Origin of the sequence: Clostridium tertium, assembly GCF_902652255.1 — a bacterium.
Taxonomy (GTDB): domain Bacteria; phylum Bacillota; class Clostridia; order Clostridiales; family Clostridiaceae; genus Clostridium; species Clostridium tertium_A.
The window spans coordinates 22,048-46,444 of record NZ_CACRTO010000017.1 but is presented as its reverse complement, the minus strand read 5'-3'; the positions used below and the strand labels follow the sequence as shown (position 1 = coordinate 46,444).

Below are 24,397 nucleotides of genomic sequence, written 5' to 3'. Positions count from 1 at the left end.
CAAGAGTTTTTTTATCGTTTTTTCATAAATTTTAAGACTTACTTCACTATATAAATTTTACTATATAATTTCTTCGGCAAATATATTCTATATCGCTTATAATCTTTTATCAATATATTTTTTTATGTAATTTCTACCTAATATATTTGTCTATTATATAGTATCCCTGATTTTCAACATATTAATCATTTACATTAATTACATATTTTTTTAGAAAAAATAAAAAAGAGAGTAAAGGCGTCCCTCTACTCTCCGCATGTGATCACATTATATTTTTACAAAATGTTTTTATTACTATTCTATTATGCTAGTAACAACTCCTGAACCTACAGTTCTTCCACCTTCTCTGATCGCGAATCTTAATCCTTCGTCCATAGCAACTCTAGTGATTAATTCAACGTTCATGTCGATGTGGTCTCCTGGCATAACCATTTCCATTCCTTCTGGTAACTTGATTGATCCAGTAACGTCTGTTGTTCTGAAGTAGAATTGTGGTCTGTATCCATCGAAGAATGGAGTATGTCTTCCACCTTCTTCTTTCTTAAGTACGTATACTTGACCTACGAACTTGTGGTGTGGCTTAACAGATCCAACTTTTGATAATACTTGACCTCTTTCGATGTCAGTTCTTTGAACTCCTCTTAAAAGAACTCCAACATTATCTCCAGCTTGTGCTTCGTCTAGTAACTTTCTGAACATTTCTATTCCTGTTACTACTACTTTTCTGCTTTCTTCTTGTAATCCAACGATTTCTACTTCGTCTCCTACGTGAAGAACTCCTCTTTCAACTCTTCCTGTTGCAACTGTTCCTCTACCAGTGATTGTGAATACATCTTCTACTGGCATTAAGAATGGCTTATCTGTTGCTCTTTCTGGAGTTGGGATGTAGCTATCTACTGCTTCCATTAACTCTAAGATTGGAGCGATTGATTTTTCATCTGTTGGGTTTTCTAATGCTACTAAAGCTGAACCCTTGATTACTGGAATATCATCTCCTGGGAAGTTGTATTCAGATAATAATTCTCTAACTTCCATTTCAACTAATTCTAATAATTCTTCATCATCCACCATATCAGCTTTGTTTAAGAATACTACTATGTAGTCAACTCCAACTCTTGATGCTAGTAGGATGTGTTCTCTTGTTTGTGGCATTGGACCATCAGCTGCTGAACAAACTAGGATTGCTCCATCCATTTGTGCTGCTCCAGTGATCATGTTCTTAACGTAGTCAGCATGTCCTGGACAGTCAACGTGAGCATAGTGTCTGTTTTCAGTCTCGTATTCAACGTGTGATGTATTGATTGTGATTCCTCTTTCTTTTTCTTCAGGAGCCTTATCTATATCAGCATAGTTGAATGCTTCTGCATAACCTCTGTTTGCTAATACTGTTGTGATTGCAGCTGTTAAAGTTGTCTTACCGTGGTCAACGTGACCAATTGTTCCAATGTTTACGTGTGGTTTGCTTCTTTCGAATTTTTGCTTTGCCATTGTAAAATCCTCCTTTATGGAAATTAAATAATATGAACCTTCTTAGATATTATATCTAATTTAGTTCTTTTTTTCTACACTTATATGAATTTTCATTTAGTATTACATACTAAATTTATTTGTAATGTTACTAATATTATAATTATTAGCAACATTACTTAAATTTATAACTAAAACTAATTAGTTCTTTCGCTTTTAATCTTTTCTTGAATGCTCTTTGGAACTTCTTCGAAGTGATCGAATACCATTGAGTAAGTTCCTCTACCTTGAGTTCTTGATCTTAAAGTAGTTGCATATCCAAACATTTCTGAAAGTGGAACGAATGCTCTGATTATTTGAGCTCCGTTTATAGCTTCCATACCTTCGATTCTTCCTCTTCTTGAGTTAAGATCTCCCATTACATCTCCCATGTATTCTTCTGGAACTGTAACTTCAACCTTTTCTACTGGCTCAAGTAATACTGGGTCTGCTTTTGCCATAGCATTCTTAAATGCCATAGATCCTGCGATCTTGAAGGCCATTTCAGATGAGTCAACTTCGTGGTATGATCCATGAACTAACTTAACTTTGAAGTTAATTGTTTCATATCCTGCTATAACCCCGTTTTTAGCTGCTTCTTGAATACCATTGTCTATAGCTGGTATATATTCCTTTGGAATAGCTCCACCAACGATAGCATTTTCAAATACGTATTCTCCTTCAGTTGGTTCCATTTCAATAACAGCATGACCGTATTGTCCTTTACCACCTGATTGCTTAGCATACTTAGCTTCAGCTTTAACAGCTTTTCTGATTGTTTCTTTGTAAGCAACTTGAGGAGCACCAACGTTACATTCAACCTTGAATTCTCTAGTTAATCTATCAACTATGATTTCTAAGTGAAGTTCTCCCATACCTGCGATAATTGTTTGACCTGTTTCTTGGTCAGTATGAGTTCTGAATGTTGGATCTTCTTCTGCTAATTTAGCTAACGCTAATCCCATCTTTTCTTGACCAGCTTTTGTCTTTGGCTCTATAGCTACAGATATAACTGGTTCTGGGAATTCCATTGATTCTAATATTATTGGATTATTTTCTGCACAAAGAGTATCCCCTGTTGTAGTGTTCTTTAATCCAATTATTGCTCCTAATTCACCTGCTTCTAATGCTTCAACTTCTTCTCTATGGTTAGCATGCATTTTAACAAGTCTACCGATTCTTTCTTTCTTACCCTTAGTTGAGTTTAATACGTAAGTACCACTTTGCATAACACCTGAGTAAACTCTTGTGAAAGCAAGCTTTCCTACGAATGGGTCAGTAGCTATCTTAAATGCTAAAGCTGACATTGGTTCTGTATCTGAAGCTTCTCTTGAATCTTCTTCACCATCTAAGTTAGTTCCTTTAACAGCAGGAATATCTAATGGTGATGGTAAGAACGCAACAACTCCATCAATCATTTGTTGAACACCTTTGTTTTTGTATGATGATCCACAAATACATGGAACTATTTCATTAGCTATAGTAGCTTTTCTTAAAGCAACCATTATTTCTTCTTGAGTTAATTCTTCACCTTCTAGGTATTTTTCCATTAACTCTTCATCAGTTTCAGCTATAGCTTCGATTAAAGCCATTCTATATTCTTCAGCTTGATCTACTAAATCTGCAGGGATTTCTTCTTCCCTTACATCTTTTCCTAGGTCATCATAGAACATAATAGCTTTATTAATTATTAAGTCTACCATTCCCTTGAATTGATCTTCTGCTCCAATTGGAATTTGTATTGGAACAGCATTAGCCTTTAATCTATCTCTTACAGTGTTGATACATCTGAAGAAGTCTGCTCCAGTAGCATCCATCTTATTAACATATATCATTCTTGGAACACCATATTTATCTGCCTGTCTCCAAACAGTTTCAGTTTGTGGTTCAACCCCACTCTTTGCATCTAGAACTGTAACAGCTCCATCAAGTACTCTTAATGATCTTTCAACTTCAACTGTGAAGTCTACGTGACCTGGAGTATCTATTATATTTAATTCATGGTCTTTCCAGAAACACATAGTTGCAGCAGAAGTAATTGTGATACCTCTTTCTTTTTCTTGTTCCATCCAGTCCATTTGTGAAGCACCTTCATGTGTTTCACCTATTTTATGAGTTTTTCCAGCATAAAATAATATACGCTCAGTAGTTGTTGTCTTACCAGCATCTATATGAGCCATTATTCCAAAGTTACGGAATTTATCTAACGGAAAATTTCTTGCCATCTGTAGTCCTCCTCTCAACGAGTAATTTTAAATTCGACAAAACTGTTTTGGTTCTACACCAAAACAGTTTGTATATTAGTATCTGTAATGAGCAAATGCCTTATTTGCTTCAGCCATTTTATGAGTATCTTCTCTCTTCTTAACAGCTGCTCCAGTATTGTTAGCTGCATCCATTAATTCTCCAGCTAATCTTTGAGCCATTACCTTTTCGCCTCTTTTTCTAGCTGCTGCTAAAATCCATCTAAGACCTAAAGTCTGTCTTCTTTCTGGTCTTACTTCGATAGGAACTTGGTAGTTAGCACCACCTATTCTTCTAGCTTTAACTTCTAATAAAGGCATTACATTGTTCATAGCTTCTTCAAATACTTCTAAAGCATCTTTGCCTGTTTTTTGCGCCATTATTTCAAACGCTTCGTAGCATATTCTTTGTGCTACTCCTTTTTTACCGTCTTCCATAACGTTGTTTACTAACTTAGTAACAACCTTTGAGTTATATATTGGATCTGGTAATACATCTCTTTTTGCGATATGTCCTTTTCTTGGCACTTTTCTTCCCTCCTTAACATGATAAATTTAAGTTCATTGGTACTCTGCAATTATACATTGCCGTAAAGCGCTCACTTCTTCATCTATATAAACTTAATTTATAAATCTATGTAAATGCTGAAGACAAGCACTGTTATAGTTTATTTACTAAACTATTTTTTTGCCTTCGGCTTTTTAGCACCGTACTTTGATCTTCCTTGCATTCTGTTAGCTACTCCAGCACAGTCAAGTGCTCCTCTTACGATATGGTATCTAACACCAGGAAGGTCTTTAACTCTACCACCTCTTATTAGAACAACGCTGTGTTCTTGTAAGTTGTGTCCTACACCACCAATGTATGCAGTTACTTCGAATCCATTTGTAAGTCTTACTCTCGCGATTTTTCTTAAAGCTGAGTTAGGCTTCTTTGGAGTAGTTGTTTTAACAACTGTACAAACCCCTCTTCTTTGTGGACACTCGTTAAGTGCTGGTGCTGTTGACTTGTTGATAACAGTTTTTCTGCCTTTTCTTACTAATTGGCTAATAGTTGGCATTTTTTCACCTCCTGAAATTTTTTATCTATATATCTAATATTTAAGATAAAAGCTTAATTAAAAATTTTTTCATGAAGTAGAAACCTTTTATAAAAATTCATAGAGGCTCAGTTCATGACTTTGCCTCCATGACTTCATGTAGGCAATTCTATTAGCGTGTATCTTAAAAATCATACAATTGGTATTTTATCATTTAAGCATACACATGTCAATAAAATTGCTATCTATTATTCAATAGATTCTACTACTTCATTTTCTACTGGAAGTTCCTCTACATCTAGCTTTACGTTTCTGTATCTCATCATTCCAGTACCTGCTGGTATTAACTTACCAATAATAACATTTTCTTTTAATCCTACCAATGGATCTATCTTACCTTTGATTGCTGCTTCTGTAAGAACTCTAGTAGTTTCTTGGAAGGATGCTGCTGATAAGAAACTATCAGTTGCAAGAGCTGCTTTAGTTATACCTAATAATGCTTGCTCTCCCTTAGCTTCTTCCCCACCAAATTCTCTTACTCTTGCATTTTCTTCTTCAAAGTCGAATACGTCGATCATTGTTCCTGGTAGTAATTCAGTATCTCCAGAATCTAATACTTTTACCTTTCTAGTCATTTGTCTAACAACTACTTCTAAGTGCTTATCATTGATATCAACACCTTGAAGTCTATAAACTTTTTGTACTTCAGATAATAAGTATTTTCTTGCTCCATCAATACCTTTTATAGCTGCTATATCATGTGGGTTTACTGAACCTTCAGTTATTTCATCCCCAGCTTCGATAAAGTCACCATCTGATACCTTTAATCTTGAGCCAAATGGAATTTCGTAACTACGTTCTTCTCCATCTTCAGCCATTACTATTACAGTTCTCTTCTTCTTAGTTTCTTCAACTTTTACATTACCTGTAATTTCACTTACTATAGCTAAACCTTTAGGTTTTCTTGCTTCAAATAACTCTTCAACTCTTGGAAGACCTTGTGTAATATCGGCTCCAACTACTCCCCCTGTATGGAAGGTTCTCATTGTAAGCTGAGTTCCTGGTTCTCCGATTGATTGAGCTGCAATAATACCTACTGCTTCACCTATATTGATCTTTTGAGCTGTTGCCATGTTCATTCCATAACACTTAGAACATACTCCAACTTTACATTTACATGTAAATACAGATCTAATTTTAACTTTTTTAACTCCAGCTGCTGCAACTTTTTCTGCAACATCTAGTTCCATATATTGATCAGCTTCTACCATTACTTCACCAGTTTCAGGGTGGATTATTGGTTCAGCTGTATATCTACCATATAATCTTTCTGCTAAGCCTTCAATAGCTTCATTTCCTTCTTTAATTTCTGAAACAAAGATACCTTCTGTAGTACCACAATCTACTTCTCTTACGATAACATCTTGTGATACGTCAACAAGTCTTCTTGTTAAGTATCCTGAGTCAGCTGTTTTAAGAGCTGTATCGGCATTACCTTTTCTAGCTCCGTGTGTAGATATGAAGTATTCTAGAACTTCAAGACCTTCTCTAAATGATGCTCTGATTGGTAATTCTATGATCTTACCAGTCGGACTCGCCATAAGTCCTCTCATACCAGCTAATTGCTTGATCTGAGACTTAGAACCTCTGGCTCCTGAGTCAGCCATCATGAATATTGGATTGAATTTATCCAAGCTATCCATAAGTGCATCCGCAACATCTTCAGTTGTTTTAGTCCATTTTTCTATAACTCTTTCATATCTTTCTTCTTCAGAAATGAAACCTCTCTTATACATCTTTTCGATTTTCTCTACTGTATCATCTGCTTCTTTAAGTAGTCTGTATTTAGCTTCTGGTACTATCATATCAGATGCTGCAACAGTTACTGCTCCAATAGATGAATAGTGATATCCTAGAGCTTTAATCTTATCTAGCATTATTGATGTATTAGTTGGTCCGTGAACAGCATAGCATTTATCAATTAACTTTCCTAATGTCTTCTTAGTTATTAAGAAGTCAACTTCTAAGTTAAACTCTTCATCTTTGTTATCTCTGTTAACAAAGCCTAAATCTTGAGGAATAGATTCATTAAATATTAATTTACCTACTGTAGTAGTAATTATACCTGATTTAATTTCTCCATTTATCTCTTTAGTCATTTTAACTTTGATTTGAGCATGTATTGCAATTTCTCCAACTTGATAAGCCATTATAGCCTCATCTTTAGAGTAAAATGCCTTACCTTCTCCTTTAGCTCCTGATTTATCCATTGTTAAATAGTATGAGCCAAGAACCATATCTTGAGTAGGTACACAAACTGGTTTACCATCTGATGGTTTCATTATATTTCCTGCTGCAAGCATTAAGAATCTTGCTTCTGCTTGAGCCTCAACTGATAATGGTACGTGAACCGCCATTTGGTCTCCATCGAAGTCAGCATTATATGCAGTACATACAAGTGGATGTAATTTAATAGCTCTACCTTCTACTAAAACTGGTTGGAATGCTTGAATTCCAAGTCTATGTAGAGTAGGTGCACGGTTTAATAGAACTGGATGATCAGTAATAACTTCTTCAAGTACATCCCATACTTGATTATTTACTCTTTCAACCATTCTCTTAGCACTCTTTATATTGTGAGCAACTCCGTCTTCAACTAACTTCTTCATTACAAATGGTTTAAATAATTCTAAAGCCATTTCTTTTGGAAGACCACATTGATACATCTTAAGTTCTGGTCCAACAACGATAACTGATCTACCAGAGTAGTCAACTCTTTTTCCAAGTAAGTTTTGTCTGAATCTTCCTTGCTTACCTTTTAACATATCTGATAAAGATTTAAGAGGTCTGTTTCCAGGACCAGTAACTGGTCTTCCTCTTCTACCATTATCAATAAGTGCATCAACTGCTTCTTGAAGCATTCTCTTTTCATTTCTTACAATGATATCAGGTGCTCCTAGGTCTAAAAGCTTCTTTAATCTGTTATTTCTATTAATAACTCTTCTATATAAATCATTTAAATCAGAAGTTGCAAATCTTCCTCCATCTAATTGTACCATCGGTCTAATATCTGGTGGAATTACAGGAATAACGTTTATTACCATCCATCTTGGATCGTTACCTGATTTTCTGAAAGATTCAACTACTTCTAGTCTTCTTATGATTCTAACTTTCTTTTGACCAGTGCTTACTTTTAATTCTTCCTTAAGTTCCTTTGTTTGAGATTCTAAGTCAATCTCTCCAAGTAACTGTTGAACAGCTTCAGCTCCCATTCCAGCTTCAAAGCTTTCATCACCATATTTATCTACAGCTTCTCTATATTCTTTTTCATTTAGAAGTTGCTTCTTTAATAATGGTGTTTCTTTAGGATCTATTACTACATATGAAGCAAAGTATAATATCTTTTCTAAAGCTCTTGGTGACATATCTAAAAGTAATCCCATTCTTGATGGAATTCCTTTGAAGTACCATATGTGAGAGACTGGGGCAGCAAGTTCAATATGCCCCATTCTTTCTCTTCTTACCTTAGCCTTTGTTACTTCAACTCCACATCTATCACAAACTATTCCCTTATATCTTACTCTCTTATACTTACCGCAATGACATTCCCAGTCTTTAATAGGTCCAAATATTCTTTCACAGAATAAACCATCTCTTTCTGGTTTTAGGGTTCTATAGTTTATAGTTTCAGGTTTCTTTACTTCACCTCTTGACCATTCTCTTATTTGATCTGGTGAAGCTAAACCTATTTGTATAGCGTCAAAATTATTCAATTCAAACAAGGGTACATCCTCCCTTCAAATTTAGTGTTCATCATTTACAAAGTCATCAAGTTCTAAGTCTTCTTCGTGGAAGCCTTCTAAAGAAAAGTTTTCAAATTCAACTTCTTCTTCTACTTCATCTTCTGACAATGTATAACTATCATCTACATTTACTTCTTCAACAACAACATCTTCTGTACCTTCGATGTTAACTTCTAAATCTTCCATATCTTCATCTGTAAACTCTTTAAGTCTTACTTCTTGGTTTTCATCATTTAATACTTTAACATCTAAGCATAATGCTTGAAGTTCTTTTATAAGTACTTTAAATGATTCTGGAACTCCTGGTTCTGGGATATTTTCTCCCTTAACTATAGCTTCATATGTCTTAACTCTACCTACAACATCATCTGACTTAACAGTTAATATTTCTTGTAGTGTGTGAGCTGCACCATAAGCTTCTAATGCCCAAACTTCCATTTCTCCAAATCTTTGACCACCGAATTGTGCTTTACCACCTAGCGGTTGTTGAGTTACTAATGAGTAAGGTCCTGTTGATCTTGCGTGAATCTTATCGTCAACTAAGTGAGCTAGCTTTAAGATATACATTATTCCAACAGTAACTTCATTATCAAATGCTTCTCCTGTTCTACCATCATATAGTACAGTTTTTCCATTTGCGTTGTATCCTGCTTTTTCTAAGCATTCTTCTATATCTTCTTCTGTTGCTCCATCAAATACAGGAGTAGCTATGTGCCATCCTAATTGACTTGCTGCCCATCCTAAGTGAACTTCTAGTACCTGACCGATGTTCATACGAGATGGAACCCCTAGAGGATTTAAACAGATTTGTAGTGGTCTTCCGTCTGGTAGGAATGGCATATCTTCTTCTGGAAGAACTCTTGATATAACCCCTTTGTTACCGTGACGTCCAGCCATCTTATCTCCAACAGAAATCTTTCTCTTTTGAGCTATATAACATCTTACTAATTCATTAACACCAGGATTTAATTCATCCCCGTTTTCTCTAGTAAAGACTTTTACATCTACAATTATACCTGCTTCCCCGTGAGGAACTCTTAATGAAGTATCTCTTACTTCTCTTGCCTTTTCACCGAAGATAGCTCTTAAAAGTCTTTCTTCAGCTGTTAATTCAGTTTCTCCCTTAGGTGTTACTTTACCAACAAGGATATCCCCTGATCTAACTTCAGCACCTATTCTGATGATACCTCTATCATCTATATCTTTTAATGCATCTTCACTTACGTTAGGAATGTCTCTAGTTATTTCTTCAGGTCCTAGCTTAGTATCTCTAGCTTCGCATTCATATTCTTCAATGTGAATTGAAGTAAAGACATCTTCTCTAACTAATTCTTCAGAAATAAGCATAGCATCCTCATAGTTATAACCTTCCCAAGTAATGAAGCCCATTCTTATGTTCTTACCTAATGCTATTTCACCTAAATCAGTTGATGGTCCATCAGCTAACACTTGGTTCTTAAACACTATTTCACCCTTATCTACTAAAGGTCTTTGGTTTATACATGTACCTTGGTTACTTCTCTTGAACTTAAGAAGTTTATATACGTCAGTTCCTCCATCAGAATCTCTCTTAACTCTGATTTCACTAGCACTAACATATGTTACCTTCCCTGCATTCTTAGCCTTTGGTAAAACTCCTGAATCTACAGCAGCTTTGAACTCTATTCCTGTACCTACTACTGGAGCTTGTGGCTTTAATAACGGCACTGCTTGACGTTGCATGTTAGATCCCATAAGAGCTCTTGAAGCATCATCATTTTCAAGGAAAGGTATCATAGCTGTTGCTACAGATACTATTTGTCTTGGTGAAACGTCTATTAAATCAACTTCTTCAGCATTAACTACTAAGACATCATGTTTACTTCTAACAGTAACTCTGCTATCAACAAACTTTCTATCTTCACCAATAGGCTCTTTAGCTTGAGCTACAAGATATTGGTCTTCTTCATCTGCTGTAAAATATCTTATTTCATCTGTTATTATTCCATTTTCTTTATCAATAACTCTATAAGGAGTCTCAATAAATCCATACTCATTAACCTTAGCATAAGTAGCTAAAGAGTTAATAAGACCTATGTTTGGTCCTTCTGGTGTTTCAATTGGACACATTCTACCATAATGTGAATGGTGAACGTCTCTAACTTCGAAACCAGCTCTTTCTCTTGAAAGACCTCCTGGTCCTAAAGCAGATAATCTTCTCTTATGAGTTAATTCTGATAGTGGATTTGTTTGATCCATGAATTGTGATAATTGAGAGCTACCAAAGAATTCTTTAATAGCAGCTGCAACTGGTCTAATGTTTATTAACATTTGAGGAGTTATAGCTTCTTGGTCTTGAATAGTCATTCTTTCCTTAACTACTCTTTCCATTCTTGATAAACCAATTCTAAATTGATTTTGTAATAACTCTCCAACTGATCTTAATCTTCTATTACCTAGATGGTCTATATCATCTACATAACCGATAGAATAAGCTAAACCTAACTCATAGCTTATAGTAGCAAAGATATCGTCTTTTATTATGTGCTTAGGTATAAGCCTAGTTATATTTTTCTTAATTTCTTCTTTTATTGTTTCTTCATCATCGTAATTATCTAGTATTTCTTTTAATGTTGGATAATGAACATATTCTTTGATATTTAAATCTTCAATATCAAATGATACGAATTTCTTTATGTCAACAAAATGGTTACCAATTACCCTAACTACTTTATCTTCCACTAAAATATCAACTGAATTGATACCTAAGTTTTGAATTTCTTCTGCAGTAGTTCTGCCAATCTTCTTACCTTGCTCTACTATAATTTCTCCAGTTTCAGGATTAATTATGTCAGTAGCAGCAATTTGGTTGACTAATCTTAAATTTAATGCTAACTTCTTATTAAACTTATATCTACCAACTCTTGATAAATCATATCTTTTCGCATCAAAAAATAGGGAATCTATAAGAGATACAGCGCTATCCACTGTTGGTGGTTCACCTGGTCTTAATCTCTTGTATATTTCCAATAATGCTTCTTCTTTAGTCTTAGTATTATCTTTTTCTATAGTAGCCTTGAATCTTTCATCTTCTCCAAAATACTCTAAAAGCTCTGCATCACTTCCAAAGCCCATAGCTCTAGCTAGTATAGATATAGGAAGCTTTCTTGTTTTATCTATTCTTACATAGATAATATCGTTAGAATCAGTTTCATATTCTAACCATGCTCCTCTATTTGGAATTACTGTTGATGAGTATAATTTCTTACCAGTTTTATCAACGTTAAAACTGTAATATACTCCTGGTGACCTAACAAGCTGACTTACAATAACTCTTTCTGCACCATTGATGATGAAAGTTCCTTGCTCTGTCATTAATGGGAAGTCACCCATAAATACTTCTTGTTCTTTGATTTCTCCAGTTTCATTATTTTGTAATCTAACTGAAACTTTTAGTGGTGCAGCATAAGTAGAATCTCTTTCCTTACACTCTTCCACTGAATACTTAATATTATCCATATCTAGTTTGTAATCTACAAATTCTAAAACAAGATTACCTGTGAAATTTGTAATAGGATTAATGTCATCAAATACTTCGTGAAGACCTTCCTTTAAAAACCATTGATATGAATCCAACTGTACCTCAATAAGATTTGGCATTTCTGTTACATCTTTAACTTTACCAAAACTCATTCTAGTTCTTTTTCCGACTTGGACAGGATGTACCATGAATTTTCACCCCTTGTATAAAACTAAAATAACCAAAAGCATAGCTTCCCTAAGGACTTTAGCTTTCGGACAACATCACTTATTAGTATAACCATGTTTTATGTGATTATACAAATTTTTCATATGAATATATACCTATCCATAATGAATAGTACATTTAATGATACTATCATATTACACATTCAATGTCAATTATTTTTCATGCATAAATTATGTTAATTCATATTTTTTTCTTTTTAACAATTCATAAAACTATATAAAGTATTCCAGCACCTCATATTTTATATAGTTTCATTTAGACAATTAAAAAGGTGCCATTACAGCACCTTTTTTATTTAAAGTTAATTACTTAACTTCTACTTCAGCTCCAACTTCAGCTAATTTAGCTTTCATGTCTTCAGCTTCTTCTTTAGAAACGCCTTCTTTAATTGTCTTAGGAGCTCCGTCAACTATTTCCTTAGCTTCCTTTAATCCTAATCCAGTTAATTCTCTAACTACTTTGATAACCTTGATCTTTTGTCCACCAGCGTTTGCTAATACTACGTCGAACTCAGTCTTTTCTTCTGCAGCTGCAGCACCACCTGCAACAGCTCCTGCAACAGCTACTGGAGCAGCAGCGCTAACACCAAATTCTTCTTCACAAGCTGTAACTAGCTCGTTTAATTCTAAAACAGTCATTTCTTTTATTGCTTGAATTATATCTTCTCTTGTCATTTTAATTGCACCTCCAAAATTTTTATCAGTTATTATTCAGCTGATTCTGATTCTTTTTTCTCTTTAATTGCATTTAATAAGTATGCAAGGTTTGATAATGGAGCCTTGAAGCTTCCAAGAAGTTTTGCGATAAGAACTTCCTTTGATGGTATTGTAGCAAGTTTTTCAACTTGACTCTTGTCATAGATAGTACCATCTACAAGTCCAGCTTTTAATTCTAATTTCTTATGATCCTTAGCAAATGTGTGTAACACTCTTGCAGGAGCAGTAGCATCTTCGTAACCGAATGCTATAGAAACTGGTCCTTCTAAGTAAGCATCTAAACCTTGAATTCCTAATTCATTAGCAGCTAAAACTACTAAGTTGTTTTTGTAAACTTTGTATTCAACGCCTGCTTCTCTTAGATTCTTTCTTAAAGCTGTATCTTCTTCAACTGTTAAACCTTGATAGTTAGCTAGAACAACGCCTTGAGCTTTTTCTAACTTTTCTTTAATTTCAGCTACTTTAGCTTCTTTTATTTGTCTATTCTTGTTCATTACTGTGTGTCCACCTCCTCACAGTTTTTAACTGCAAATTTATATTAAGAAAGGCCTTCCCATAAGACATAGGAAGACCAAATAATTACTTACCTTGGTATTCCTCGGTAGGCAATTATTTAAACCTTTCGGCACCTACTGTCTTTGGAATCAGTATTCTTTTTAACAACATCTAAGATTTTATTACATAATCTTTTGTTTGTCAATACTAATCTAAAACTTTTGTTGGGTTAATCTTAGCTCCTGGTCCCATTGTGCTTGAAACAGATACTGATTTAACGTATTGTCCCTTAGCAGCAGCTGGTTTAGCTTTGATTAATGCTTCCATTAAAGTGTGGAAGTTAGCTTGAAGTTTTTCTACTCCAAATGACTTCTTTCCGATTGGGCAGTGAACGATAGCAGTCTTATCAACTCTATATTCAACCTTACCAGCTTTAATTTCAGCTATTGCTTTAGCAACATCAAATGTTACTGTACCTGATTTTGGGTTTGGCATTAATCCCTTAGGTCCTAAAACTCTACCGATTCTACCAACAACACCCATCATATCTGGTGTAGCTACAACTACATCGTAGTCGAACCAGTTTTCACTTTGGATCTTTTGAACTAATTCTTCAGCTCCAACGAAATCTGCTCCAGCTTCTTGAGCTTCCTTAGCTTTTTCTCCCTTAGCGAATACTAAAACTCTTACAGTTCTACCTGTTCCGTTTGGAAGAACAACAGCTCCTCTTACTTGTTGATCTGCATGTCTTGGGTCAACCCCTAATCTAACATGTAGTTCTATAGTTTCATCAAACTTAGCTTTAGCAGTTTTAACAGCTAAATCTAAAGCTTCAGATGGAGTGTATAATGCACTCTTATCTATTAATTTTGCACTTTCAATATAATTCTTTCCCATGATTTGCCTCCTTTGTGGTATTAGCGGTTTTTACCTCCCACTTTTTTACGAATTACTCTTCAACAGTTACTCCCATACTTCTTGCAGTACCTTCGATCATGCTCATAGCAGTTTCGATAGTAGCTGCATTTAAGTCAGGCATCTTTAACTCAGCAATTTTTCTTACTTGATCCTTTGTTAACTTACCAATTTTAGTTCTGTTTGGAACTCCTGAACCACTTTCGATTCCTAATTCCTTCTTTATAAGAACTGCTGCTGGTGGAGTTTTTAGTATGAAACTAAAAGATCTATCTTGGTAAACTGTTATTACAACTGGGATTATTAATCCAGCTTGGTTAGCAGTCTTTGCATTAAACTCCTTACAGAATCCCATAATATTAACACCGTGTTGACCTAATGCTGGTCCTACTGGTGGTGCTGGTGTTGCCTTACCTGCAGGAAGTTGAAGTTTAATCATTCCTGTTACTTTCTTAGCCATGTTATTATTCCTCCTATACTGTGGTAAACGGACTTAAGTCCTCCCACTTTATTAAAACATTAGCTTATATTAAACTAATTTTTCAACTTGTGTAAATTCTAGTTCGGCAAGAGTTTCTCTGCCAAACATGTCTATTGAACCTTTAAGCTTACGCTTTTCTAAGTTTATCTCTTGTATTATAGCCACAAATCCTTTTAGTGGTCCAGAGATAACACTTACGCTTTCCCCAACCTCTAAGTCTATTTCTACAGGTGCTTCTTGAACTCCCATAGATTCGACTTCCTCATCAGTTAAGGGAACTGGTTTAGAAGCTGGGCCAACAAATCCTGTTACACCCCTAGTGTTTCTAACCACATACCATGACTCATCAGTCATTAGCATTTTTACTAACACATATCCAGGAAACTTTTTCTTTAGAGAAATCTTTTGTTTCCCATCTTTCTCTTCTACAACTTCTTCCATAGGAACTTGTATGTCCTGAAGTAAGCTTTGAAGATTTCTATTTTCAATGGTTTTTTCAAGATTTGCTTTAACTTTGTTTTCGTAGCCTGAGTATGTGTGTACTACATACCATCTTGCTTTTTCGCTCATATTTTCTTATAGGCAATTGTTGCCTAAACCTCCTTATTTAAATTTTAAAATGAATTCAAAGAGGTTTTGAAAAATATAGTCAAACCCACCTACTAATACAACATATATTAGTACAACTACGCCAACTGCAATTAACGCTTTTTTAGTTTCATTTTTAGATGGCCAAGTTATTCTTTTAACTTCTGCCTTAACCTCTCTAAAAAACTTTAATATACCACCTTTTTCAGATGGACTTTTCGCTACTTTTAAATTTTCTTTAACAGCCATTACTTCACATCCTTAATTATTGTGAGTATATGTCATCACTATACAGCTAACTACTTAGTTTCTTTATGAAGTGTATGTTTCTTACAGAATTTGCAATATTTATGCATTTCTAATCTGTCTGGGTTGTTCTTCTTATTTTTCATTGAATTGTAATTTCTTTGCTTACACTCTGTGCATGCTAAAGTTATCTTTACTCTCACAGTCTGCACCTCCAGTTTACCGTAAATAATATAAAACCTTATACTTTATGTTAATTTATTTTCGTTAATTACCTAAACACATTATCATAAAACATGTATTATGTCAATATATATGACCTTCACAGGACTAGGTAATCACACCCAGTCCTATGAAGTTTTTATTATATTTGTAGTTACTATTCTATTATACTAGTAACAACTCCTGAACCTACAGTTCTTCCACCTTCTCTAATCGCGAATCTTAATCCTTCGTCCATAGCAACTCTAGTGATTAATTCAACATTCATGTCGATGTGGTCTCCTGGCATAACCATTTCCATTCCTTCTGGTAACTTGATTGATCCAGTAACGTCTGTTGTTCTGAAGTAGAATTGTGGTCTGTATCCATCGAAGAATGGAGTATGTCTTCCACCTTCTTCTTTCTTAAGTACGTATACTTGACCTACGAACTTGTGGTGTGGCTTAACAGATCCAACTTTTGATAATACTTGACCTCTTTCGATGTCAGTTCTTTGAACTCCTCTTAAAAGAACTCCAACATTATCTCCAGCTTGTGCTTCGTCTAGTAACTTTCTGAACATTTCTATTCCTGTTACTACTACTTTTCTGCTTTCTTCTTGTAATCCAACGATTTCTACTTCGTCTCCTACGTGAAGAACTCCTCTTTCAACTCTTCCTGTTGCAACTGTTCCTCTACCAGTGATTGTGAATACATCTTCTACTGGCATTAAGAATGGCTTATCTGTTGCTCTTTCTGGAGTTGGGATGTAGCTATCTACTGCTTCCATTAACTCTAAGATTGGAGCGATTGATTTTTCATCTGTTGGGTTTTCTAATGCTACTAAAGCTGAACCCTTGATTACTGGAATATCATCTCCTGGGAAGTTGTATTCAGATAATAATTCTCTAACTTCCATTTCAACTAATTCTAATAATTCTTCATCATCTACCATATCAGCTTTGTTTAAGAATACTACTATGTAGTCAACTCCAACTCTTGATGCTAGTAGGATGTGTTCTCTTGTTTGTGGCATTGGACCATCTGCTGCTGAACAAACTAGGATTGCTCCATCCATTTGTGCTGCTCCAGTGATCATGTTCTTAACGTAGTCAGCATGTCCTGGACAGTCAACGTGAGCATAGTGTCTGTTTTCAGTTTCGTATTCAACGTGTGATGTATTGATTGTGATTCCTCTTTCTTTTTCTTCAGGAGCCTTATCTATATCAGCATAGTTGAATGCTTCTGCATAACCTCTGTTTGCTAATACTGTTGTGATTGCAGCTGTTAAAGTTGTCTTACCGTGGTCAACGTGACCAATTGTTCCAATGTTTACGTGTGGTTTGCTTCTTTCGAATTTTTGCTTTGCCATTGTAAAATCCTCCTTTAATCTTTGTAATAAACTTTGCCTAGCGTTTTCTATTTTTTTGGTTAATATATTGAGCACACTACAAAGATCAAAGCAATGTATAATTACGATAATCACAACTAGTGAGCGCTCAACTATATTGGAGCTCACGATCGGGATTGAACCGACGACCTCCGCCTTACCAAGGCGACGCTCTGCCTACTGAGCTACGTGAGCATTTCCTTGTTAAATTGGCCTATAGTTTAATATACCAATTATAAAGTTTACTATTGTTCAAAAAATTTGTCAATAAAAATTTAATGACTTATTTATCATTATATAGACATTTTTCAAGCTTTCTCTTAACCCTTTGAAGAGCGTTATCTATAGACTTAGCTTGCCTATCTAAATCACATGCTATTTCTTGATATGACTTCCCATCTAAATAGGATTGTAACACTTCCATTTCTAAGTCAGAAAGTACCTTAGCCATTTCTCCCTCTATATGTTTTAATTGCTCTTTTCCTATAATTAATTCTTCTGGATCAGTTATCTTAAGTTCCGACAGAACATCTATTAGAGTTCTATCAGATTCCTCTTCATATATTGGTTTGTTTAAAGATATATATGTGTTTAAAGGGATATGCTTTTGCCTAGTAGCAGTCTTAATAGCAGTTATTATCTGTCTTGTAATACAAAGCTCAGCAAAAGCTTTAAAGCTCGTTAGCTTATCAGATTTAAAATCTCTTATAGCTTTATATAATCCTATCATTCCCTCTTGGTAAATATCTTCCTTATCTGCACCAATAAGAAAATATGATTTAGATTTAGCTTTAACAAAGTTCTCATACTTTGATATTAAGAATTCTTGAGCTCTTGTGCTACCATTCTTAGCCTCATCAACTACCTCTTCATCTGTCTTATTTTCAAATTCACTATAATGTATATTACCATTGCTACTACCTTCCACTATATATCACCCCTTCAAGCCCTATCATAATAGCTATATATAAACTATTTGTTTTTTATTTGCTACGTCTTATAGCCTCTAATTTATTAAATATTTCTTCATCTACATTATCTAATAAGTTATTTTTAGATAAATTAGAATTTTTTAACGTTTTTTTCTTTATTCTATTTTCAGTTTCAAGCACTTCGTTATAGAACTCAATAGAAGATACCCTTACCGCACCTCTTTGAAATATGGTTTGCTGTTCAAGCCAGTCTGATGTTACTACATAAACTTCAAACCTTCTTCCTATGTTGTGAACTTCCCTCTCTATATAGGAATCTGCTGTTTCACCATCTTTAGTAAATACAACACTAATATTTTTATTAATATCTTCTTTCTTTTCAATGCTTCTACTTACTTTATGGGCATCAAAAACTATTATTAATTTACACCCCTCATAAACTGAATAGTTATGTAAGCTATCAATAAGGCTCTGCCTAGCTCCATCAAAACTATAATCTTTTTGAAGTTTTAAGTTAGGCCAACTGTTTATAACATTATACCCATCAACAAATATTATCTTCAAATCATACCTCTTCTAAAAAGCTATTTTGATAGCCTTCCTTTTAATATTTCATACATCATTATACCACCTGCAACTGAAGCATTTAAAGAATTAATTCTTCCTACCATAGGAATTTTTACTAGTTTGTCGCATTTCTTTAAAGTAAGCTTAGATATACCTCTACCTTCACTTCCAATTACTATTGCACAAGGACCTCCAAAGTCAACTTCATAACTATATTCTGTACCAGCTATATCTGCCCCATATATCCAAAGTCCTTCTTTTTTAAGTTCATCTATAGCAGCATTTATATTTGTAACTTTAGCTATTCTCATATGCTCTATAGCTCCAACTGAACATTTATATACAGTAGATGTTACCCCTACATTTCTTCTCTTTGGTATTACTATTCCATGAACTCCGCATAACTCTGCAGTTCTTATAATAGAACCTAAATTATGAGGATCTTCTATTTCATCTAAAACTACTATAAATGGATCTTGATTTTTCTTTTTAGCATAATTTATCATATCTGCTATTTCATAATACTTGTAAGCTGTAACCTGAGCTATTACCCCTTGATGATTATTACCATTGCTCATAATATCTAGTTTTTTTCTGTCAACTTCTTTTATAACTAATCCCTTTTCTCTAGCTATATTAATTATTGCTTTTATAGAACCTTCCATATTTCCATTAGCAATATATAATGCTTCTATAGTCCTATCGCTTTTTAATACTTCCATAACAGCATTTCTACCTACTATTATATCTTCTCTTTCTTCAACTTCAGGACTTTCATTTATTTTCTTTTTATTATTAAAAGATCTTCTTTCTTCTCTATATCCTTGTTTATTAAACTTTTCTTGATTCGTAGACTTTTCAATCAGTTGTCTTTCAGCTCTAGCCCTCATTCTAGTTTCTCTATTTCCTTTTGTCACTTTATTCACTCCTCAATAACTTTTTCTAACTTATGTTAACTTAGCTTTCGTTGATTTTTCTAATATATAAAACAATCTCTCTTTATTTCCGATCAAATATAAATATCCTAACAAGGCTTCAAAACCTGTTGCATTCCTATAGTCTATCACATTTGCATTTTTAGGAGTAGTAGCAGACTTAGTATTTCTTCCTCTTTTATAAATATAAAGTTCATCTTCTTCTAATTGTTCTTCTATTTCCTTTATAATTGCAGACTGACTTTTTGCCTTAACATACTTAATAGCTTCTACATGCATCTTATGAGCAGATAACTCAGTGTTGTTTGACAAAATATAGCTTCTTATATATATTTCGAACACAGCATCACCAACTAAAGCTAATTGCAATGGATTTAGTCTTCTGGCTTCATCACAGCTAAACTCCCTACTTCTTAAATCCTCTAACATTCTTATCTCCTTTAAATAAAGGCTGCAAAGTTGCAGCCTTTACATTAATTTATTTTTTTCCATCTAACACCCTGTGGTGTATCTTCTAAAATTATATTTCTAGCTTTTAAATCATCTCTTATCTTATCAGCTAGAGCAAAATTTCTATCTTTTCTCGCTTGCTGTCTTTCTTCTATTAATCTTTCTATTTCTTCTTCTAAACTACCTTTAGTTGACTTTTGTAACATTCCTAAAGGTCCTCCAAGCTCTCTTATTAACTCTAGAGCTTTTTCACATAATTCTTTAGATGATTCTATATTGATGTTTGAATTAATATCTCTTATAAGATCGAATATTGCTGTTATAGCATCTGCTGTGTTAAAATCGTCATCCATCTTATCAATATATTTTTGTCTATATACATCTAATGATTTTAGATATTCTACTTCTTTATCATCCATTTTATCTTTATTAACTTCATCAATTAAACTTTCCAGATTAGCTACTGCATTATAAAGTCTTTCAACAGAAGCTTTAGCTGAGTCTAATAAATCATTACTAAAGTTTAATTGTGCTCTATAGTGAGCTGATAACATTAAAAATCTTATTACATCAGCATCATAATTTTTAAGAGCATCTCTAGCAGTTAAGAAGTTATTTAATGACTTAGACATTTTTTCATTATTAACATTTAAATATGCTGCATGCATCCAGTAGTTAGCAAATGTCTTCCCTGTTAAAGCTTCACTTTGTGCTATTTCATTTTCATGATGAGGGAAAGCTAAGTCCATTCCACCAGCATGTATATCTATAGTTTCACCCAGTAATTTCTTCGCCATGCATGAACATTCAATATGCCAACCAGGTCTACCAAGTCCCCATGGGCTTTCCCAAGCAGGTTCTCCTGGTTTTTGAGCCTTCCATAAAGCAAAGTCTATTGGATCTTCTTTTCTTTCATCAATATTAATTCTTGCTCCAGATTGAAGATCTTCTATACTTTGTTTTATAAGTTTTCCATAACCATTAAACTTTTTAGTTCTAAAATAAACATCTCCATCTACTTCATAAGCATAACCCTTTTCTATTAGTCCAGAAACAAATTCAATTATGTCCTGAACAAATTCAGTTGCTCTAGGATTAGTAGATGCTCTTTTTATATTAAGGCCATCTGCATCTTTATAATATTCATCTATATACTTATCACCAACGCAAGCTACTGTAGTCCCTTCTTCATTGGCTTTTTTTATCATTTTATCATCTATATCAGTAAAATTTTGAACAAAATTTACTTTGTAGCCTCTATACTCAAAGTATCTTCTTATTGTGTCGAAAACTATAAAAGTTCTCCCATTTCCAATATGAAAATAATTATATACAGTTGGTCCACATACATACATCTTAACTTCACCAGGAGTAAGTGGTACAAACTCCTCCTTCTTTCTCGTTAAGCTATTATAAAGTATCATTGATTTACCTCCTATCTAATAGATAATTTATTTTTATTAAATTCTTCTTTTACTCTATTTACTACATCTTCAATTTTTATAGTTTCCATTTCAGCAGTTCTAAGTTTAAATTCAACTTCACCATCTGAAATTTTCTTACCTACAGTTACTCTCATTGGAATACCCATAAGTTCAGAGTCCTTAAATTTAACTCCAGCTCTTTCATTTCTATCATCTAACACTACTTCTACACCGATAGATTTTAATTCTTCATATATCTTACTCGCAACTTCCATTTGTGCTTCATCTTTTATATTAACAGGAATTACATTAATATGATATGGTGCAACTGCTAAAGGCCAAACTATTCCATTCTCATCATTATGTTGTTCTATTATAGACGCTAATGTTCTAGTTACTCCTATACCATAGCAACCCATAATAAATGGCTTTTCTTTACCATTTTCATCTATAAAAGTAGCTTTCATAGCTTCAGAATACTTAGTTCCAAGCTTAAATATATGCCCTACTTCAGTTCCTCTAGAAATATTAACCTTAGCTCCACAAGAAGGACACTTTTCTCCTTCTGTTATATTTCTATAATCTCCTACTGTACCTTCGAAATCTCTACCATAGTTTACATTTTCAATATGATATCCAGTTTCATTAGCACCAACTATGAAATTATACATATTTCTTACTTCTTCATCTACTAATAAAGCATCTACTTTTATATTTATAGGTCCTACAAAACCAACTTGTGCATTAGTTGCTGCAAAAACTTCTTCTGCAGTAGCCATATTTAAGTTAACTACTCCACCTAAAGCATTAGAAATCTTAATTTCATTAACTTCTCTATCTCCTCTAACCATAACAGCAACTATTTTACCATCAGCGTTAAATATTAGAGTCTTTGCAAATTTCTTTTCAGTTGTATTAAAGAACTTAACTAGTTCTTCAATAGTTCTGATATTTGGAGTTTCAGTTTTAACTAAATCTTTTAATTCTTCCTTTTCTGAAACTTCTGGTGTAGAAGGAGCCTTTTCTATATTTGCTGCATAATCACATGCACTGCAGAATACTACATCATCTTCTCCTACTTCTGATTTAACCATAAATTCTGCTGAACCAGAACCTCCAATTGCTCCTGAATCCGCTTCAACAGGTTTTGCATCTATATCACATCTATTAAATATTCTAATATAAGCTTCTCTCATCTTGTTATATGATAAATCTAATCCAGCTTGATCCTTATCAAAGCTATAAGCATCCTTCATTATAAATTCTCTAGATCTCATAACTCCAAATCTTGGTCTTCTTTCATCTCTATATTTAGTTTGTATTTGATATAGATTAACTGGTAATTGCTTATATGACTTAATTTCATTTCTTGCTATATCAGTAAATACTTCCTCGTGAGTAGGTCCTAGACAGAAATCTCTATTATTTCTATCTTTAAGTCTAAACATTTCTTCACCATATACATCCCATCTACCAGATTCTTGCCAAAGCTCTGCTGGTAATACTGCTGAAGCTAAAAATTCTTGTGCTCCTGCCTCATTCATTTCTTCTCTAATTATATCTTCTACCTTTTTTAAAGCTTTTAATCCTAATGGCATATAATTATATATTCCTGAAGCCATCTTTCTTATCATTCCAGCTCTTAACATAAGTTTATGGCTATCTATTTCAGCTTCTGCTGGAACTTCTCTAAGTGTTGATATTAACATATTAGACATTTTCATAATCTTTTCCTCCTATATCTATGGATGATCTAACGATATTATTTTATTAGATAATAAAAAATCCGCCCTAAATAATTAGGGCGAATATTAATCGCGGTACCACCTAAATTTGTACTCTAATAATTTTAACGATATTAAACCGATAGTTTTTACCTACAACTCCAAAGCTGGTTCAAACCCTATTGAAAATCTTACAGCCGATGAATTTTCTCTCTGAAAAAGCGGATTTTACTATTCTTCTTCACTGATTTAAAATCTATTTAATTTTAGCTTAATTAATTATATATTCTTGTAAATCTTCTGTCAATATATTATGATACTACATTTATTAGCTTTTCAGCCAATATTAAATCCTCTGGAGTAGTAACTTTTATATTAGTATAATCACCTTCATATAAATAAACGTTATTATTATAGGCTTCAACTACCATGGTATCATCAGTAACTATTAAATTATCTTCTTTAAGTCTTCTATGACAATCTTTAATAAGACTTGTTTCAAAAACTTGTGGAGTTTGAATAGCTACTAATGTTTCCCTCTTAGGAGTTTCTTTTGAAAAATTTTGTTCATTTTTAATTTTAATAGTATCTTTTGGTGTAACACCTGGAGCTGCCGCCCCATACAGACTAGCATATTTAATTCCATCACTTATTATTCGTTTAGAAACAAAAGGTCTTGCTCCATCATGAATTAAGACTATTCCTTCTTCTTCTAGTGAACTTAAAGCATTAAAAACTGAGTCTTGTCTTTCTTTACCACCTTCAACTATTAAATCTACCTTTAATGAATACTTTTCTAAAACTTCCTTTGTGCAATATTCTATTTCTTCCTTAGGTAAAACTAGAAGAATCTTATCAATTTCATCACAAGATAGAAACTGTTTTAAAGTATAATATAATAAAGGCTTTCCATTAAGCTCTATATATTGTTTGCTAATTTTAGCACCCATTCTTTTTCCTTTTCCACCTGCTAAAATTATAGCACTAACCATA

The 24,397-nt window shown here is 33.6% G+C and carries 21 protein-coding genes, 1 tRNA gene and 2 other annotated features; all 22 genes read right to left on the bottom strand.

What is annotated here, in order from left to right; all coding sequences use genetic code 11:
• Positions 1-294: 294 nt before the first annotated feature.
• Positions 295-1,488 (bottom strand): elongation factor Tu, encoded by a 1,194-nt coding sequence (tuf, locus tag GPX08_RS06940; protein WP_156626092.1) that lies wholly within the window; start codon positions 1,486-1,488, stop codon positions 295-297.
• A 176-nt stretch (positions 1,489-1,664) separates the two neighbouring features.
• Entirely contained in the window at positions 1,665-3,731 is a 2,067-nt protein-coding gene (gene fusA, locus GPX08_RS06935; RefSeq protein WP_156626099.1) for an elongation factor G, read from the bottom strand.
• 75 nt (positions 3,732-3,806) lie between these two features.
• Positions 3,807-4,277 (bottom strand): 30S ribosomal protein S7, encoded by a 471-nt coding sequence (rpsG, locus tag GPX08_RS06930; protein WP_156626098.1) that lies wholly within the window; start codon positions 4,275-4,277, stop codon positions 3,807-3,809.
• Positions 4,278-4,429: 152 nt separating this feature from the next.
• Complete coding sequence (locus GPX08_RS06925; protein WP_008681201.1) at positions 4,430-4,810, bottom strand: 30S ribosomal protein S12; 381 nt, start codon at positions 4,808-4,810, stop codon at positions 4,430-4,432.
• Between the two features lie 227 nt (positions 4,811-5,037).
• A complete protein-coding gene (rpoC, locus tag GPX08_RS06920; protein ID WP_156626097.1) occupies positions 5,038-8,571 on the bottom strand; it encodes a DNA-directed RNA polymerase subunit beta' in 3,534 nt (1,177 codons plus the stop codon).
• A gap of 21 nt (positions 8,572-8,592) precedes the next feature.
• Positions 8,593-12,300 carry a DNA-directed RNA polymerase subunit beta gene (gene rpoB / locus GPX08_RS06915; protein ID WP_156626096.1) on the bottom strand — a complete coding sequence of 1,236 codons (3,708 nt, stop codon included), beginning with the start codon at positions 12,298-12,300 and terminating at the stop codon, positions 8,593-8,595.
• 345 nt (positions 12,301-12,645) lie between these two features.
• On the bottom strand, positions 12,646-13,014 hold the full coding sequence (rplL, locus tag GPX08_RS06910) for a 50S ribosomal protein L7/L12 (RefSeq protein ID WP_136006827.1): 369 nt from the start codon (positions 13,012-13,014) through the stop codon (positions 12,646-12,648).
• Between the two features lie 32 nt (positions 13,015-13,046).
• Positions 13,047-13,550, bottom strand: a complete 504-nt coding sequence (locus GPX08_RS06905; RefSeq protein ID WP_156626095.1) for a 50S ribosomal protein L10 — start codon at positions 13,548-13,550, stop codon at positions 13,047-13,049.
• Between the two features lie 37 nt (positions 13,551-13,587).
• Positions 13,588-13,716 (bottom strand) — a sequence feature (ribosomal protein L10 leader region).
• 42 nt (positions 13,717-13,758) lie between these two features.
• Positions 13,759-14,448: a 50S ribosomal protein L1 gene (gene rplA / locus GPX08_RS06900; protein ID WP_156626094.1), complete on the bottom strand. Its 690-nt coding sequence runs from the start codon at positions 14,446-14,448 to the stop codon at positions 13,759-13,761.
• Positions 14,449-14,500: 52 nt separating this feature from the next.
• The gene (rplK, locus tag GPX08_RS06895; RefSeq protein ID WP_136006822.1) at positions 14,501-14,926 is read right to left on the bottom strand and encodes a 50S ribosomal protein L11; all 426 of its coding nucleotides are present in this window, start codon (positions 14,924-14,926) and stop codon (positions 14,501-14,503) included.
• A 69-nt stretch (positions 14,927-14,995) separates the two neighbouring features.
• Positions 14,996-15,517 carry a transcription termination/antitermination protein NusG gene (gene nusG, locus GPX08_RS06890; RefSeq protein WP_136006820.1) on the bottom strand — a complete coding sequence of 174 codons (522 nt, stop codon included), beginning with the start codon at positions 15,515-15,517 and terminating at the stop codon, positions 14,996-14,998.
• 33 nt (positions 15,518-15,550) lie between these two features.
• On the bottom strand, positions 15,551-15,784 hold the full coding sequence (gene secE, locus GPX08_RS06885; RefSeq protein ID WP_156626093.1) for a preprotein translocase subunit SecE: 234 nt from the start codon (positions 15,782-15,784) through the stop codon (positions 15,551-15,553).
• Between the two features lie 50 nt (positions 15,785-15,834).
• Complete coding sequence (gene rpmG, locus GPX08_RS06880; RefSeq protein WP_008681213.1) at positions 15,835-15,984, bottom strand: 50S ribosomal protein L33; 150 nt, start codon at positions 15,982-15,984, stop codon at positions 15,835-15,837.
• A gap of 176 nt (positions 15,985-16,160) precedes the next feature.
• Complete coding sequence (gene tuf / locus GPX08_RS06875) at positions 16,161-17,354, bottom strand: elongation factor Tu (protein WP_156626092.1); 1,194 nt, start codon at positions 17,352-17,354, stop codon at positions 16,161-16,163.
• Between the two features lie 137 nt (positions 17,355-17,491).
• Positions 17,492-17,567, bottom strand: a tRNA-Thr gene (locus tag GPX08_RS06870).
• 88 nt (positions 17,568-17,655) lie between these two features.
• Positions 17,656-18,300 (bottom strand): RNA polymerase sporulation sigma factor SigH, encoded by a 645-nt coding sequence (sigH, locus tag GPX08_RS06865; protein ID WP_156626091.1) that lies wholly within the window; start codon positions 18,298-18,300, stop codon positions 17,656-17,658.
• Positions 18,301-18,355: 55 nt separating this feature from the next.
• On the bottom strand, positions 18,356-18,868 hold the full coding sequence (locus tag GPX08_RS06860) for an NYN domain-containing protein (protein ID WP_156626090.1): 513 nt from the start codon (positions 18,866-18,868) through the stop codon (positions 18,356-18,358).
• A gap of 20 nt (positions 18,869-18,888) precedes the next feature.
• On the bottom strand, positions 18,889-19,761 hold the full coding sequence (gene rlmB, locus GPX08_RS06855) for a 23S rRNA (guanosine(2251)-2'-O)-methyltransferase RlmB (RefSeq protein ID WP_156626169.1): 873 nt from the start codon (positions 19,759-19,761) through the stop codon (positions 18,889-18,891).
• Positions 19,762-19,818: 57 nt separating this feature from the next.
• Positions 19,819-20,235, bottom strand: a complete 417-nt coding sequence (locus GPX08_RS06850) for a Mini-ribonuclease 3 (RefSeq protein WP_156626089.1) — start codon at positions 20,233-20,235, stop codon at positions 19,819-19,821.
• Between the two features lie 44 nt (positions 20,236-20,279).
• Positions 20,280-21,680 (bottom strand): cysteine--tRNA ligase, encoded by a 1,401-nt coding sequence (locus GPX08_RS06845; protein WP_156626088.1) that lies wholly within the window; start codon positions 21,678-21,680, stop codon positions 20,280-20,282.
• Positions 21,681-21,691: 11 nt separating this feature from the next.
• Positions 21,692-23,404 carry a proline--tRNA ligase gene (locus tag GPX08_RS06840; RefSeq protein WP_156626087.1) on the bottom strand — a complete coding sequence of 571 codons (1,713 nt, stop codon included), beginning with the start codon at positions 23,402-23,404 and terminating at the stop codon, positions 21,692-21,694.
• Positions 23,405-23,477: 73 nt separating this feature from the next.
• Positions 23,478-23,658: a binding site (T-box leader), on the bottom strand.
• Positions 23,659-23,715: 57 nt separating this feature from the next.
• Entirely contained in the window at positions 23,716-24,396 is a 681-nt protein-coding gene (ispD, locus tag GPX08_RS06835; protein ID WP_156626086.1) for a 2-C-methyl-D-erythritol 4-phosphate cytidylyltransferase, read from the bottom strand.
• Position 24,397: the final 1 nt, after the last annotated feature.

Excerpts from the sequence above, each read along its gene's own strand:
- tuf (WP_156626092.1), bottom strand. The coding sequence starts at position 1,488 with ATGGCAAAGCAAAAATTCGAAAGAAGCAAACCACACGTAAACATTGGA.
- fusA (WP_156626099.1), bottom strand. The coding sequence starts at position 3,731 with ATGGCAAGAAATTTTCCGTTAGATAAATTCCGTAACTTTGGAATAATG.
- GPX08_RS06925 (WP_008681201.1), bottom strand. The coding sequence starts at position 4,810 with ATGCCAACTATTAGCCAATTAGTAAGAAAAGGCAGAAAAACTGTTATC.
- rpoB (WP_156626096.1), bottom strand. The coding sequence starts at position 12,300 with ATGGTACATCCTGTCCAAGTCGGAAAAAGAACTAGAATGAGTTTTGGT.
- rplL (WP_136006827.1), bottom strand. The coding sequence starts at position 13,014 with ATGACAAGAGAAGATATAATTCAAGCAATAAAAGAAATGACTGTTTTA.
- GPX08_RS06905 (WP_156626095.1), bottom strand. The coding sequence starts at position 13,550 with ATGAACAAGAATAGACAAATAAAAGAAGCTAAAGTAGCTGAAATTAAA.
- rplA (WP_156626094.1), bottom strand. The coding sequence starts at position 14,448 with ATGGGAAAGAATTATATTGAAAGTGCAAAATTAATAGATAAGAGTGCA.
- rplK (WP_136006822.1), bottom strand. The coding sequence starts at position 14,926 with ATGGCTAAGAAAGTAACAGGAATGATTAAACTTCAACTTCCTGCAGGT.
- nusG (WP_136006820.1), bottom strand. The coding sequence starts at position 15,517 with ATGAGCGAAAAAGCAAGATGGTATGTAGTACACACATACTCAGGCTAC.
- secE (WP_156626093.1), bottom strand. The coding sequence starts at position 15,784 with ATGGCTGTTAAAGAAAATTTAAAAGTAGCGAAAAGTCCATCTGAAAAA.
- tuf (WP_156626092.1), bottom strand. The coding sequence starts at position 17,354 with ATGGCAAAGCAAAAATTCGAAAGAAGCAAACCACACGTAAACATTGGA.
- rlmB (WP_156626169.1), bottom strand. The coding sequence starts at position 19,761 with ATGAGGGCTAGAGCTGAAAGACAACTGATTGAAAAGTCTACGAATCAA.
- GPX08_RS06850 (WP_156626089.1), bottom strand. The coding sequence starts at position 20,235 with ATGTTAGAGGATTTAAGAAGTAGGGAGTTTAGCTGTGATGAAGCCAGA.
- GPX08_RS06845 (WP_156626088.1), bottom strand. The coding sequence starts at position 21,680 with ATGATACTTTATAATAGCTTAACGAGAAAGAAGGAGGAGTTTGTACCA.
- GPX08_RS06840 (WP_156626087.1), bottom strand. The coding sequence starts at position 23,404 with ATGAAAATGTCTAATATGTTAATATCAACACTTAGAGAAGTTCCAGCA.
- ispD (WP_156626086.1), bottom strand. The coding sequence starts at position 24,396 with ATGGTTAGTGCTATAATTTTAGCAGGTGGAAAAGGAAAAAGAATGGGT.